This window comes from Chloroflexota bacterium (genome assembly GCA_016875535.1).
In the GTDB taxonomy this organism is placed as follows: Bacteria; Chloroflexota; Dehalococcoidia; order SHYB01; family SHYB01; genus VGPF01.
Genome location: VGPF01000006.1, coordinates 36,394 through 49,675 on the forward strand (window position 1 = coordinate 36,394; position 13,282 = coordinate 49,675).

General features: G+C 64.1%; 15 protein-coding genes. 9 read left to right on the forward strand and 6 right to left on the reverse strand.

Annotation, left to right across the window (positions count from 1 at the left end):
* Entirely contained in the window at nt 1-1,059 is a 1,059-nt protein-coding gene (locus FJ039_03360) for a CoA ester lyase (protein ID MBM4405207.1), read from the reverse strand.
* 131 nt (nt 1,060-1,190) lie between these two features.
* Here FJ039_03360 and FJ039_03365 point away from each other — a divergent pair, with 131 nt between their 5' ends.
* The 3 genes from FJ039_03365 to FJ039_03375 all read left to right on the forward strand — a co-directional run bounded on the left by FJ039_03365 (nt 1,191) and on the right by FJ039_03375 (nt 3,564).
* The gene (locus tag FJ039_03365) at nt 1,191-1,778 is read left to right on the forward strand and encodes an SRPBCC family protein (protein MBM4405208.1); all 588 of its coding nucleotides are present in this window, start codon (nt 1,191-1,193) and stop codon (nt 1,776-1,778) included.
* Nucleotides 1,779-1,836: 58 nt separating this feature from the next.
* The gene (locus FJ039_03370) at nt 1,837-2,679 is read left to right on the forward strand and encodes an SDR family oxidoreductase (protein MBM4405209.1); all 843 of its coding nucleotides are present in this window, start codon (nt 1,837-1,839) and stop codon (nt 2,677-2,679) included.
* Nucleotides 2,680-2,793: 114 nt separating this feature from the next.
* Complete coding sequence (locus FJ039_03375) at nt 2,794-3,564, forward strand: matrixin family metalloprotease (GenBank protein ID MBM4405210.1); 771 nt, start codon at nt 2,794-2,796, stop codon at nt 3,562-3,564.
* Nucleotides 3,565-3,622: 58 nt separating this feature from the next.
* Here the strand turns inward: FJ039_03375 and FJ039_03380 are convergent, their stop codons facing one another.
* Entirely contained in the window at nt 3,623-3,922 is a 300-nt protein-coding gene (locus FJ039_03380) for a hypothetical protein (GenBank protein ID MBM4405211.1), read from the reverse strand.
* Between the two features lie 82 nt (nt 3,923-4,004).
* On the opposite strand from FJ039_03380, the gene FJ039_03385 reads away from it, so the two are divergent.
* From FJ039_03385 to FJ039_03395, 3 genes are all read left to right on the forward strand, one after another.
* A complete protein-coding gene (locus FJ039_03385; protein MBM4405212.1) occupies nt 4,005-4,655 on the forward strand; it encodes a hypothetical protein in 651 nt (216 codons plus the stop codon).
* A gap of 65 nt (nt 4,656-4,720) precedes the next feature.
* Nucleotides 4,721-5,188: a MaoC family dehydratase gene (locus FJ039_03390; GenBank protein ID MBM4405213.1), complete on the forward strand. Its 468-nt coding sequence runs from the start codon at nt 4,721-4,723 to the stop codon at nt 5,186-5,188.
* Nucleotides 5,189-5,448: 260 nt separating this feature from the next.
* Nucleotides 5,449-5,862, forward strand: coding sequence for a hypothetical protein (locus FJ039_03395; GenBank protein ID MBM4405214.1), 414 nt, complete (start codon nt 5,449-5,451; stop codon nt 5,860-5,862).
* A gap of 237 nt (nt 5,863-6,099) precedes the next feature.
* Here FJ039_03395 and FJ039_03400 read toward each other — a convergent pair whose 3' ends face one another.
* The 3 genes from FJ039_03400 to FJ039_03410 all read right to left on the reverse strand — a co-directional run bounded on the left by FJ039_03400 (nt 6,100) and on the right by FJ039_03410 (nt 9,039).
* A complete protein-coding gene (locus tag FJ039_03400; protein MBM4405215.1) occupies nt 6,100-7,176 on the reverse strand; it encodes an ABC transporter substrate-binding protein in 1,077 nt (358 codons plus the stop codon).
* 188 nt (nt 7,177-7,364) lie between these two features.
* Nucleotides 7,365-8,216: an ABC transporter permease gene (locus tag FJ039_03405; GenBank protein ID MBM4405216.1), complete on the reverse strand. Its 852-nt coding sequence runs from the start codon at nt 8,214-8,216 to the stop codon at nt 7,365-7,367.
* Entirely contained in the window at nt 8,179-9,039 is an 861-nt protein-coding gene (locus tag FJ039_03410; protein MBM4405217.1) for an ABC transporter ATP-binding protein, read from the reverse strand. Before FJ039_03410 ends, FJ039_03405 begins: the two co-directional genes overlap by 38 nt.
* Nucleotides 9,040-9,125: 86 nt before the next feature.
* On the opposite strand from FJ039_03410, the gene FJ039_03415 reads away from it, so the two are divergent.
* Nucleotides 9,126-10,292 (forward strand): LL-diaminopimelate aminotransferase, encoded by a 1,167-nt coding sequence (locus FJ039_03415; protein MBM4405218.1) that lies wholly within the window; start codon nt 9,126-9,128, stop codon nt 10,290-10,292.
* Between the two features lie 20 nt (nt 10,293-10,312).
* Complete coding sequence (gene hflX / locus FJ039_03420) at nt 10,313-11,545, forward strand: GTPase HflX (GenBank protein ID MBM4405219.1); 1,233 nt, start codon at nt 10,313-10,315, stop codon at nt 11,543-11,545.
* Nucleotides 11,546-11,548: 3 nt separating this feature from the next.
* Here hflX and FJ039_03425 read toward each other — a convergent pair whose 3' ends face one another.
* Nucleotides 11,549-12,415 (reverse strand): rRNA methyltransferase, encoded by an 867-nt coding sequence (locus tag FJ039_03425; protein MBM4405220.1) that lies wholly within the window; start codon nt 12,413-12,415, stop codon nt 11,549-11,551.
* Nucleotides 12,416-12,480: 65 nt separating this feature from the next.
* Here FJ039_03425 and FJ039_03430 point away from each other — a divergent pair, with 65 nt between their 5' ends.
* Complete coding sequence (locus FJ039_03430; protein MBM4405221.1) at nt 12,481-13,263, forward strand: glucose 1-dehydrogenase; 783 nt, start codon at nt 12,481-12,483, stop codon at nt 13,261-13,263.
* Nucleotides 13,264-13,282 lie beyond the last annotated feature (19 nt).

Here is a 13,282-nt window from a genome sequence, read left to right on the forward strand (position 1 = left end):
CTAAAACCCCAGCTTCAGGATGTCATACCCCGTCAATTCGGTGATGCGCTTGTTCATCGCCGCCAGGTAGTCCCACGTCACCTTGCCCGCCTGGGCAGACTTGCTCAGCCCCGTCAGCGCGATCCGCAGCGTCGCGTCGTCAATCATCTCCCCCGTCTGCGGGTCCGCGATGGCGCCGCCGCCCTTCGACTGGGCATACTCCAGCACGCGCTTATAGTCATTCGTCTCTTTGTCCGTGGGCGTATAGCACTCCGCCGCGATCGCCGCCTGGGCGGGGTGGATCACCCACGTCCCGTCCATGCCGACGGCCGCCGACCACTGGTTCTTCTCCCGCAGCCCCTGCTCGATCTTCTTCACCGCCTCCGGGCTGTCGCTCTTCTGCGGCAAGCGGATATAGACGTTGTCTATCGCATGGAGCCCGTGGGCCTTCGCCGCGATAACCGTCTGCTGTTTGGCATACGCGAAGTTCATATGCTGATCGTCAATGATCTTCGGCGTGCCGATGAACGATGAGAAATCGGCGATGCCGAAGACCAGGCCCGCGCCCCGGCCTGAGCGCTGCAGCACCTCGCCGATGGCGTCCGCCTTCAGCAGAGCGTTCGGCGTCTCGATCAGTGCCTCCACCTGCACCTTCCGCGACCAGCCGAAGGCCTTCTCGCAAAAGGTCAGCACGTCGCAGGCGTAGCGGCTCTCCTCATCGCTGAACGATTTCGGCAGAATGATGCCGTCGAACTTGTCCACGGCGTGGCGCATCATGTACTCCATGTCCTGCTCGAAGAACGCCGACTTGGCATTGTTCGGCCGCCACGTCACCACCTTGTTCCCAAAGTCCAACGTGCTGAAGGCCTCCGCCAGCGCCTTGCGCACCGGCGGCCCCTTCAGGTCAAAGGCGCAGGCGTCCTCCATATCGCCCATGATGTGGTCCACCGGCGCCTTCGCCGCGCTCTTGCTCATCTTGAGCGAATCGGCGTTCTTATCGGTAAGCACATCGCGAGATATGCCGGGGTAGGTCAGCTCGGTGCGTGGAATGACGACGCGGTTGCCGGAGAGTCGGAACATGGGTGACTGCCTTTCGGGGTGAAGTGCGGCAGATAGATTACCCTATCGAGGGCGCCGGGAACACCCCCTGCGTCTGGAGAAGGGATACACATCGGGATGCAGGCCGCCGAAGCCGTTAGAAAGCGCCCCGCTTGCCTACCGGCCTGGCAGCAGGCAAGATATGGCCGTCCAACGCCATAGGAGGGGTATCCGCCATGCTGTGGGCCATCGTCATCCCGATCGTCGTCATCGTCGCGGTCCCCGCCGTCATCTACCTCATCGGCTCCCGCCTGCCAGTCAAGCACACCGCGACGGTGCGCGGGCAGATCAAGGCCCAACCTGCCGAAGTCTGGGCCATCATCACCGATTTCCCGGGCCAGACCAGGTGGCGCAAAGGCCTCAAGAAGGTCGAGCGCTCAGCCGATAAGAGCGGCCATGAGGTCTGGCTGGAGGACGGCAAGCGCGAAGGGAAGCTGCTCTTGGAAACCATGCAAGCAGAACCCCCAAAACTCCTTGTGCGCCGCATCGCCAATGAAAAGCTCCCTTTCGGCGGCGGCTGGGCCATCGAGCTGGCACAGGCCGGCTTCGGCACCCTCGTCATCGTCACCGAGAACGGCGAAGTCTACAACCCCATCTTCCGCTTCTTCTCCCGCTTCGTCATGGACCAGTCCGCCACCATCCGAAACTACCTCGCCAACCTTGAGGCCTACGTGGACAAGCTGAACGCCGAGAAAAAGTAGGGGCGCGGGGCACGCGCCCTCCAGAGCGCCTCACGCCCTCTGCTTTCCTCCCACCCCAATGCCCCCTAAATCCCAGGTCGTCCTCATCACCGGCGCCACCCGCGGCATCGGGCGCGTGGCCGCCCTCCACATGGCCCAACGGGGCCACCGCATCATCGCCACCGGGCGCAGCCGCGAGCTCCTCGAAAGCCTGGCGGCAGAGGCCAAGGCCCGCTCACTGCCCGTCACCACCGGTGCCATGGACGTGACCGATGATGGAGCCGTCCAAAGCGTCATCCAACAGTCCCTGCGCGATTTCGGGCGCATAGACGCCCTAGTAAACAACGCCGGCTACGGCCTTTGGGGGCCTATCGAAGAGCTGGAGCTCGACGAACTCCGCGCCGTTTTCGAAACCAACCTCTTCGCCGTCGTGCGCGTCAGCCAGGCCGTCATCCCCCAGATGCGGGAGCAAAAGTCCGGCGTCATCGTGAACGTCGGCTCCATGGCGGGCCAGTTCACCATGCCCGCCAACGGCGCCTACGCCGCCACCAAGTACGCCTTGGAGGCCGTCAGCCGCGCCATGCACATCGAGCTCGCCCACGCCGGCATCCGCGTCACCCTCATCGAGCCCGGCGTCTTCCAGACGGACTTCCACAAGAACGTTGTCGTGGGCAGGCGCGTGATGCAGCCCGGCTCGCCGAACTTCGAGCGTACCGTTCGCCTGCGCACCAAGCCTCCTGTGGAGAGCCGCTTGCGCGCCGACCCCATCCGCGTCGCCTGGCGGATTCGCCAGGCGATAGAGGCCAGGGGCGTGAGAGCGCGCTACGCCACTGGCCTGGATGCCCACGTCGGGAAGTACGCCGCGCGCTATGCGCCGGACTGGCTAGTGGACTTCATCCTCAAGAAGGCCCTGCGCTGGTAGGCCGTCACATTCCCTAACCGATTCCAAACCTGGGCATCAAACATCGCTATTGCACGCAGTATTACAATTACGTCAACTCGACTCACTCATAGGCATACCTAGGGGGTGCTACCTATGAAGACTTCCCGCGCCGTTCGATTGATACTCGCCGTAGCGCTGGTCCTGAGTTCGCTTTCGGCATTCAGCGATACCGGCCTCGCCGCCGGCAACGGGCCTCCTGATAAAGAAGTCATCATCTTTGTTCACTACCCCAAAGGTCATGGCCCGCCGGAGCAGGCTCGCCCTGGCGGAGGCGGGGGCGGAGGAGCCTGTCCTTCGCGCACCTTCGCAAAGTGGGCCGATCTGAACGCGGCAGTGACCTTTGTCGTTGACTCCTCGGGAAGCGGGCTCGCCGCCCAGGACGCCCTCACCGGCGTTGTGAACTCGGTGGCAGAGTGGTCAAACTGGTCGGGGCTCCCTGCGCCGGTTGGTGGGACGTTCGCCGGCGTTCCCAGCAGCTACACCGGTTCCAGCAACGGGACGAACGAGGTCGGCTGGGGTTCACTTAGCGCTTTAGGTTACTCCAACGCCATCGCAGTCACCTGGACCTGGCGCAATAGAGCCACCAAAGCCGCGGTGGAATGGGATATGGTCTTCAATACCGACCCGGGCTTCAACTGGGCGCAGAGCGACCTCGGTGGGGCTGACCCCAATACAGCCGTAGTCTCGGCGGGCGCGTACGATGTCCAGAATATCGGCACCCACGAAGCCGGTCACGCCTTCGGCCTGGATTACGTCTCGGAGGCCGCGCACACGATGTACAGCTATGGCTCCAAGGATGAGGTGAAGAAGCGAAGCCTGGAATGCGGCGATAAGGCGGGCATCCAGAAGCTCTATGGCGTCTAACGCCTAAGCTCTCGAACAGGACAAAGAGGGGCCGGTCGTTGACTGGCCCCTCTTTCTTTCATCGGGGCTGCGCCTTGTCCGCGGGCGCATCTTGCTTCACAAGCTTTTCGATCTGCTCCATATGCCCACGCAAGTAGCATTCGCCGAAGTACATGACTCGCCGGGGCTGGCCGTCCACAGGCAGGTCCTGCTCCCACTTCGGCGTGAGCTCCCACTCGTCCAGGTAGGCGCGCACCGCCCTATCGCCATCTACCGACTTCGCCGGGTCTTCGATGAGGAAGATCGCGATCATCCCGTCGGGCTTCGTCGCGCGCCGTATCTCCACGCCGCCCTCCTGTCCTTTCGGCGATTCTAGCACACGCCTCCTGCGCCGCTCACGATGCCTGTTGTCACATGCTGTACGATGGCTCTCCACTTCTCGCTCGATGAAGGAGCTCTTCATGGACGGCGCAAGCTCCCCTAGCCTGCTGGTCAATATGTCAAACTGCAAAGACCCAGCCCAGGACAAAGACTTCAACCACTGGTATGACAAGATCCACATCCCGGAGGTCCTGAATACCAAGGTCTATCACGCCGCCACGCGCTTCAAGAACGCCGCGCCCAAGCCGGAGGAGGCGCACTACCTCGCCCTCTACGAATCTACCTGGCATGATCCCGTCGCCGCCTCCAACGAGATGCGCAAGCGCGCCGGCAGCATGAACATCTCGCCCCTTCTGGAGGGCAAGTATCGAAGGGTCTTCAAACGCATCAGCGATTTCCCAGCCAAGAGCGGCCCCTACACCAGTCATCGCACCACGGGCGTCCTCGTCGTCCTTACCACCTGCAACGACCCTGCCCGCGAGGCCGAGTTCAACAAGTGGTATGACACCGTCCACGTCCCCGAGCGCATAGAGACCGGCTGCATCTATGCCGCCGCCCGCTACGCCATCGCCGACCCGCAGCCCGGAGACGCCAAGTTCCTGGCCGTCTACGAGACCGACGCCAAAGACCCGGCGGCGGCTATCGCCAAGATGCCCGGGCTGATCAAACAGCCCACCACTCGCTTTGATAACTTCACCGTCGCCTTCGTGGCCACATTCCTTCGCATCTAGGCCGGTGGCGCAGTGGCCTCTCTCAGCACGCTGACGGCACATCTTAAGCACTGGAGCCTTCACCCGTGACTGACGACCTCATCACTGAGGCCATGCGCGGGGCCATCGGCCGTCCATCGCCGCCGGTGACCTACGATATCGAAAAGGGCCACATCCGCCGCTTCGTTGAGGCCATAGGCGACGCCAATCCCCTCTACCGCGATGGATCGGCAGCCCGAGCCGGCCGCCACGGCGGCATCATCGCCCCACCCACCTTCCTCCGCGCCCTCAACCCGGCCCCGTTGCCCGTCAGCCCCTTCCAGTTCGGCAGGCTAAAACCCGGCTTCGATGCCGGCTCGGAATGGGACTACTACCACCCCGTCATGGCCGGAGACCGCATCACCGTCACTGCAGTCGTGGAAGGCTACGAAACCAGACCGGGGAGAAACGCGACCCTCGTCTTCATCAGCATCCTCAACACCTATACTAACCAACGGGGTGAGACTGTGGCGACCCAGCGCTCCCGCAGCGTCCTCCTTGGAGAGCAATCCTAGGTCACAGCGCACGATTCCCCATGTGGCAACGCGACGATTCCGGCTGGAAGACCAAAGGCTGCTTCGGCTGTATCGCCGTCGCAGCCCTCCTCTTCGTCGGCGGCCTGCTCCTCTTCTTCTACCTCCTCTCCCACGCCGCCTCCAATTGACCGTTCAGAGCGCCTTCTGGTCCAGCCGTTCTATATATCGCCCTGGGAACTTTCGCCTGCCCTCCGCCGTCTATTCAGTGATAGGGGAATGCGCCCTATGGAGGTTGCGATATGCGCAAGTGGCTTATCTCAGGGCTGATCGTCCTCACCGTCGCGGCGGTGACGCCTGCCGTGACCTTGGCCCTCTCCCACGCCAACGATCAGCCGCAAGAGCGCCCGCCGATCGTGGAGCCTGAGCCGCCTTTTGACTGCGACGACCTCCAGACCCTCTGGGCCTGCGGCGACCAGATGGCCGCCCTGGCCAAACTCGATCTCTCCAATCGCCTGATCCTCCCGCTGAGCGCCATCGCGGTGCTGCGCGTGGAGAAGGTCAACTGGCCTGATGCGAGCCTGGGCCTCCCGGCCCCGCCGGCCCTCTACGCTCAGGTCATCACCCCGGGCTACAAGGTCATCGTGGAGGCTCAAGGCCGCCGGTATGTGTACCACATTGATAGCCTCAACCGGGTGGTCCTGGCGCAGCGCTGAACGCTATCCGCGACCCCGCTTCATCATCCCATCGTCCGGGTCGCGGCTCCTCTCCCCCTTGGCGCCTGCCCTCCGCTCTTCCCGAATAATCTTTTTGTTTCGGGAGAGCGGAGGGCACTCTCTATCACCCTCGACTTCTGAGCTTTTAGCAACACAGGCAAACCGGTCTATTCAAAGCCCAAAACGCCCATTCCCCCCATCCTGCCTCTATGCTGTGGGCGAGTTCTCTGCTCTTCCCTACTTGCCATTCGCCGCCTTCACGAACCGATCGTCGTACGCCGTCTTGTAGTCGAACGGCTTCGGCAGCGCCTGGAACTCGATAAGCTGATCGTAGAGGCCCTTCCACTGGGCATCCGCCATCGCCCCAAGGCCGAACTGTTCCGTCACCGGGCCTCTGGCGTTCCGCAGTTCCTCGCGCAGCATGAATCGCTGGTGCTCCCGGTCCTCCTGGGGCGCATACTGCATGATGATGTTCAGCGTCTCTTCTTCATTCTTCGGGTCCAGCGCGAACTGCAGGCCCTTCAGCGTCGCCTTCACGAACCGCGTGTAGAGGTCGGGATCGCCATCCAGCCGCTCCTTCATCGCGATGAACGTCAGCCCAAGCGTCGGCACGCCGTAGTCTTCCGGGTTGAAGACCCGCACGCCAAGGCCGAGCTTCTGGAGAACGTCCGGCTCGTTCGAGTTGAAGACCGCCAGGATGTCCACCTGGCCTTCGCTCAAGATGCGCGGGTCAAAGCCCACGCGCACCTCGCGGATCTTGGAGCGGTCCACCCCATTCGCCTTCAGGATGGCCAGGTATTCCGGCGGCACGCTCGTCTTATAGCCGAAGGTCTTCCCCTCCCAGTCCTTTGGCGTCCTCATGCCCGATTTCTCCATCACCATGTAGGCGTTCTGCCCCTTCTGGCCAAAGAGGGCGATGGCCCGAATCGGCACATCCGGGTCCGATCGGCGGCGGAGAACCGAGCCGGCATCCGCCGTGGTCACCTGAATCTCGCCGTCCACCAATAGCTTCAGGTGTTCGCCGCTGGCGGCGTGGCGGATCGTGACGTCCAGCGCCTGCTCGGCGAAGTAGCCCTTCTTCTCCGCCACATAGGCGGCCACAAAGGGCAGGTTGGCCTGGGCCTTAAACCCGGCCATGAACGTCATCTTCTTCGGCGTTAGCGTCGGCGTCGCCGCTAGAGGCGCAGCGGTCGGCGCAGGCTGGTCGCTCTTCGATGCACTATCGTTGCTGCACGCGGCGGCGACCATCGTCAGAGAAAGGGCCGCAAGCAGCAAGGCAAAAAGTCTAGACCGAGACGGCGTTGTGAAACGCATCCGAAGTGCTCCTTAGGACGTTTGCTAAATGGTCAACTGCACGTGCCCGCGAACAGGCGCATACCCGCCCGTCCCAGGCGTTCGACAAACGCTCTATCGCACGTATGGCTCGGACGCCACCTCCACGGTGAGGCTTTCACAAACGCACCGACGACTTTTAGGAACCGGCCCAGATCTCCGGTATTTCCTCAGCGGGCCAGGTTTGATTCGTGCCAGAAAAGCAGCCGCTTCTCGATCATCCATAACAGCATCGTCAGGCCGATGCCGATGAGCGCCAGCGTGACGATCGCCGAGAAGAGCGTCGGCATATCGAGGTTATTATGCGCGACGATGATGACGCTGCCTAGCCCTCTATCGCCGCTGAACCACTCCGCCACCGTCGCGCCGATGAGCGCCAGGGGAATCACTATGCGGAACGAGGCGAAGAGGTACGGAAGCGAACTGGGCAGCCGGAGCCGGAAAAAGATCTCCGCAGGCGAGGCATGGATGGAGCGAAGAAAGTCGGCGGAGCTTGGGTTCATGGAGCGGAAGCCGACGATGGCATTGATGAGCACCGGGTAAAAGGTCAGAAAGGCGGCGATGAGCACCTTGGGAAAGCTCCCGAAGCCGAACCAGATCGTGAAGAGCGGGGCGATCGCCACGATGGGCGTCACCTTCACCAGGATCGCCAGCGGCATGACGCCTTTCTCCACTGGCCGCGAAGCCGCCATCGCGATGGCGAAGAGGATGGCGCCCCCGGCGCCAAGGGCGAAGCCCAGCATCCCTTCATACAGCGTCACCCAGCCGTGCCGCCAGAAATACGAAAGGTCGCCGAAGAAGCGGTCCAGCACCTTCGTCGGCCTGGGGAAGATATACGTCGGCGTATCGGCGGCGCGCACCCACAGCTCCCAGATGACCCCGCCGATGACAAGCGCGATAAGCGGCGGCACCAGATATCCCAGCGTCGGCAGGCTCGTCCTCACGGCGCGCCGCCAGCCTCCCGCCTCTGCGCGCGGCTGCGCCTTATCGGCGGGCCGCGGCTCTGCCAGTGGCTGGTCCACCGTAGCCTCCCGTCATCAGCAGTCGCTGGATGCGCTCCACGGCATCCAGGAAGGCCGCCGTCCGCTCGATCCCCTCTCGCCGCGGGCGCGGCAGGTCAATCGTCACCACATCGGCGATGCGCCCCGGCCGCGCCGTCATCACGGCCACCCGGTCGGACATCAGCACCGCCTCCGCGATGGAGTGCGTCACCATCACAACCGTCTTGCGGGATGTCTCCCAGATGCGCAGCAGCTCATAGCGCATAGCGCTCCGCGTCAGCTCGTCTAGAGCCCCCAGCGGCTCATCCATCAGCAGGAGCGCCGGGTCAAAGACCAGCGCCCGCGCCAGCGCTACCCGCTGCTTCATCCCGCCCGAAAGCTGATGCGGGTAGTAGCGGGCGAACTCCTGCAACCCCACGGTCGCCAGCAGCGCATCCGCGTCACCCTGGGTAGGGGCGGGCCTAAGGCCCTCCCGGCCCCTCCCCCCGTTCACCTGCAGCGGCAGCAGCACATTCTCATGCACCGTCCGCCACGGCAAGAGCGAAGGGTCTTGAAAGACGAATCCCATCTCCTTCCTCTTCTGGACCTCCCTAGGCTCGAGACCCCGCACCAGGACCCTACCCTCCGTCGTCGCCTCCAGCCCGCCGATCAGCCGCAGCAGCGTCGTCTTTCCACAGCCGCTCGGCCCAATGAGCGAGAGGAACTCCCCCTCTTGCGCCTCCAGGCTCACGCCGTCCAAAACCAGCAGGCCGCCGCCCTTCGCTGGGAAGCGCTTGCTCACCGTTTCGATCGCGACATGGATGGCCACAGCCGTCCTTCTACTCCTGGGGAATCCAGGCGTCATTCTAGCACAGCGTTTGTCTCTGACCCGTCACCGGTTTATCATGGTGCGGCCCTCTTTATCCTTCTCACCGCCCTAGGAGCCTCTGCATGCGACTCGCGAAACGGATCGAAAAACTGCCTCCCTACCTCTTCGTGGAGATCAACAAGAAGATCGCCGCCAAGCGCGCCGCCGGCGTGGACGTCGTCAGCTTCGCCATCGGCGATCCGGACCTGCCGACCCCGAAGCACATCCTGGAGAGTATGCGGAAGGCCGCCCAGGTGCCCGCCAACCACCGCTATCCCGAGTCGGACGGCCTGCCCGACTTCCGCAAGGCCATCGCCGAGTGGTACCAGAAGCGCTTCGGCGTCACGCTGGACCCGGATAAAGAGGTCCTGCCCCTCATCGGCTCCAAGGAGGGCATCGGCCACATCGCCCTCTGCTTCATAGACCCGGGCGATATCGCCCTCGTCCCGGATCCTGCATATCCCGTCTATGCCATCGGCACCATGTTTGCCGGGGGCGAAAGCCACTACATGCCCCTCACCGCCGAAAACGGCTTCCTGCCGGAGCTGGACGCCATCCCCCAGAGCGTCCTCAAAAAGGCCAAGGTCCTCTGGCTCAACTATCCCAACAACCCCACGGGCGCCGTCGCCGATCTCAAGTTCTTCGAAAAGGTCGTCGCCTTCGCCAAGAAAAACGATATCCCCGTCTGCCACGATGGCCCCTATACGGAGATCGCCTACGATGGTTACAAGCCCGTCTCCTTCCTCCAGGCCAAGGGCGCTATAGATATCGGCATCGAGTTCCATTCCCTCTCCAAGAGCTACAACATGACCGGCTGGCGCGTGGGCATGGCCGTGGGCAATGCCCAGATGATCAACGCCCTCATGCGGGTGAAGTCCAACCTGGATAGCGGCATCCCCCAGGCTATCCAGCAGATGGCGATAGACGCCCTGCGCGGGCCCCAGGGATGCATCGCTGACAACGTGAAGGTCTACCAGCGCCGCCGCGATAAGCTCGTCCCGGCGCTCAACCGGCTCGGCCTCAAGGTCTTTTCGCCCAAGGCCGCCCTCTATCTGTGGGCGCGCGTCCCTGAAGGCCAGACCTCCGCCAGCTACGCCGCTAAGCTTATTGATGAGGCCGGTATCGTCGTCACCCCCGGCCGCGGCTACGGCGAGCACGGCGAAGGCTACATCCGCCTCTCCATGACCTTGCCTGACGACCGTGTGGACGAGGCCCTGAAGCGCCTGAGCGCCCTCAAACCCACCAAGTAGGGGCGCGGGGCACGCGCCCAATCACTGCCGGGCGGGACGCGCCCCGCAAGGAGACGCCTATTCCCAGACAACCGCTGCCCACCAGATCACTTAGGGAGCGCGCGATCCTGGGCGGCATCGAGGTCAAAGGGCAGCACGCCAACTTGGCGCTTGAGGACTCCCTCGTAGAGTTGGGCGAGCTGGCCCGCACGGCAGGGGCGGACGTGGTGGCGCAGGTGGCCCAGCGCGTCGAACGGCCCACGCCCACCTACTTCGGCAAGGGCAAGCTCGGCGAGCTGACCGAGCTCGTGCGCCAGCGCCGCGCCGATACGGTCATCCTGGATGACGAGCTGACGCCCTCCCAACAGCGGGAGCTTGAGCGCGCGCTGAAGATCAAGGTCATTGACCGCGCCGCGCTCATCATAGATATCTTCGCCGGGCGCGCCCGCACCAAGGAGGGCCGCCTGCAGGTGGAGCTGGCCCAGCACGAGTACCTGCTGCCGCGCCTGGCGGGCCAGTGGTCGCACTTGGAGCGCCTGGGAGGCGGCATCGGCACCCGCGGCCCCGGCGAAACGCAGATAGAGACGGACCGCCGCCTTATCCGCGACCGCATCCAGAAGTTCAAGGAGGAGATCGAAGAGGTGCGTACCCATCGCGCCCTCCACCGCCGGCGCCGCAGGGAGCAGGGATTCCCCACCGTCTCCCTGGTCGGCTACACGAACGCCGGGAAGAGCACCCTCTTCAACACGATCGGCCGCGCCGATGTCTTTGTCCAAGACCAGGTCTTCGCAACCCTGGACCCCGTCACCCGCAAAGCGCGGCTCCCCTCCGGCCGCGAGTTCCTCCTGAGCGATACCGTGGGCTTCATCAACAAGCTACCGCCCGCCCTAGTAGCCGCCTTCCGCGCCACACTGGAAGAGCTGGAAGAGGCCGATGTGCTGGTGCATGTGGTGGATGTGACACACCCCAACGCCCAGGAGCAGGCCAACGTGGTGGAGGCGACACTCCGGGAGATGAACCTGGGGAACAAGCCCCTGGTGATCGCCCTCAACAAGGTGGACCGCATCCTGCGCGAAGCCAAGAGTGAGGCGGAGATGGAGCGCGAGCTGGCCCCTATGCGCGAAAGGCTGGGCCGGCCCGATAGGCCCACAGCCTTCATCTCAGCCGTGAAGGGCTGGGGCGTGAGAGAGCTTCTGGAGCTGGTGGAGGCGCAAGTAGACCGGCCGCAGATCATCATCCGGCGCGAGCCGTCTCCTTCCCACAAGGCCTGGTAGCCCTCATTTCATTCGCGGCGCATACACGTCGAAGCAGAAGCCCTTCCCTTCGTGCGTAGCCGACGGCCTCACGCCGAGATCCATCGCCCGCTTGGCAGGGCGCTTCACCACCACGCGCCTCGTGGCCGCTTGCAGAGCCGCCTCAAAGAGCTCCCGCGCATCCTCGTCTGCGCCCACTAGTCGCCGCAGCACGCGCATCGGGTACTTATCCGCCGTCTTCCGCCTCTCTGCCCCAGCGAACATAGGGTCAAGATAGACGATGTCCGGCCGCAGGAAGTCGCGAGCCTCCTCCGGCAGCTCATCGTTCGCGCCGCTTTGCCCCAGCGCCGCAATCGCCTTCAACAGGCTCCGCGAGTCTGCTTTGAGAAGGCGCAGGCGCCCCTGCGCCTCAGGCTGTCGCCGCCCTGCGCGCGCGATGCCGTCCGCCAGCAGCGCCGCCACGATGGGGCTGCGCTCCACCGCCAGCACCCGGCAGCCTAGGGACGCCAAGAGCCAGGCATCCTTTCCCCAACCCGCCGTGGCCTCTATCACCGTCACCGGCGATTCTCTCTTCCCTCGGAGTCCCACTGCCTTGGCGATGGGCTGGTGCAAGGTGCGCCCCGCGCCTGACGTGATATCCAGCGCCTCCAGGTCTACCCAGAGAGGCTTCGCGCCCTTGATGGCCGCCTCTCCCCTGAGCACACGCAGCTCCAGGCAATCGCTCGTCGCCGTCAGCAGCATCTCGCACCGCGCCGATGCCGCGCCTTTCACCAGCGGCAGGCCCAGCTCTGCCGCGATGCGCTGGGCCTCCGCGGCGGAGCCGCCCGGCTCGACGCAGACAGCGATGGACACCCGCCCTGTGGGATGATGCGTGCGCGTTGTGCCGCTCATAGCCTGCGCATTATAGTCGCGGCCCCTCTGCTATAATCCCGCCGACTCCCTGACCGGAGGGGCGCATGAAACTGAAGGACAAGGTCGCCATCGTGACAGGCGGAGGCTCAGGCCAGGGCCGCGCCGTCTCCCTTCTCTTTGCCAAGGAGGGGGCCTCCATCGCTGTGGCCGATATCAATGAAGAGGGCGGCCTGAAGACCGCCGATATGATCAGTTCCGCCGGCGGCAAGGCGGCCTTCATCCCCTGCAACGTCGCGCGGCAGGACCAGGTCCGACGCCTCGTCGAAAAGACCTTCCAGACCTTCGGGCGTGTGGACATCCTGTACAACAACGCGGCGCGCAACCGTCCAGATTCGGCTATCCCTGAGATCGTGGGCCAGATGCCCGATCAGCAGTGGCTGGAGACGCTGGAGACAAACCTGACGGGCTACTACTACACCCTCAAGCACGTCCTGCCGCACATGGTTGCTCAGGGCAGCGGCGCGATTATCAACGTCGCCTCCACCCTTGGCCTTGGCGGCAGCGAAAACCAGGCCGCCTATTCGGCCTCCAAGCACGGCGTCATGGGCCTCACCAAGTGCACCGCCTTGGATTATGGCCCCAAGGGCATCCGGGTCAATGCCATCTGCCCGGGGGCCATCAACACGCCCCGGCTCATGAAGCACCAGCAGGTCTATGCCGGGGACGACTATAAAAAACGTCTCGGCGTGAATGTCCCCCTCCGGCGCATCGGCGAGCCTGAAGAGATCGCCACCGTCGCCCTCTTCCTCGCCTCCGACGACTCCTCCTTCATCACCGGAACTATGATTCCGGTGGATGGAGGCACCGCCGCCAGCCGCCTCCAGTAGGGGCGCGTGCCCCGCGCCC

Excerpts from the sequence above, each read along its gene's own strand:
- FJ039_03385 (MBM4405212.1), top strand. The coding sequence starts at position 4,005 with ATGGACGGCGCAAGCTCCCCTAGCCTGCTGGTCAATATGTCAAACTGC.
- FJ039_03410 (MBM4405217.1), bottom strand. The coding sequence starts at position 9,039 with ATGACGCCTGGATTCCCCAGGAGTAGAAGGACGGCTGTGGCCATCCAT.
- FJ039_03395 (MBM4405214.1), top strand. The coding sequence starts at position 5,449 with ATGCGCAAGTGGCTTATCTCAGGGCTGATCGTCCTCACCGTCGCGGCG.
- FJ039_03370 (MBM4405209.1), top strand. The coding sequence starts at position 1,837 with ATGCCCCCTAAATCCCAGGTCGTCCTCATCACCGGCGCCACCCGCGGC.
- FJ039_03430 (MBM4405221.1), top strand. The coding sequence starts at position 12,481 with ATGAAACTGAAGGACAAGGTCGCCATCGTGACAGGCGGAGGCTCAGGC.
- FJ039_03375 (MBM4405210.1), top strand. The coding sequence starts at position 2,794 with ATGAAGACTTCCCGCGCCGTTCGATTGATACTCGCCGTAGCGCTGGTC.
- FJ039_03425 (MBM4405220.1), bottom strand. The coding sequence starts at position 12,415 with ATGAGCGGCACAACGCGCACGCATCATCCCACAGGGCGGGTGTCCATC.
- FJ039_03360 (MBM4405207.1), bottom strand. The coding sequence starts at position 1,059 with ATGTTCCGACTCTCCGGCAACCGCGTCGTCATTCCACGCACCGAGCTG.
- FJ039_03400 (MBM4405215.1), bottom strand. The coding sequence starts at position 7,176 with ATGCGTTTCACAACGCCGTCTCGGTCTAGACTTTTTGCCTTGCTGCTT.
- FJ039_03415 (MBM4405218.1), top strand. The coding sequence starts at position 9,126 with ATGCGACTCGCGAAACGGATCGAAAAACTGCCTCCCTACCTCTTCGTG.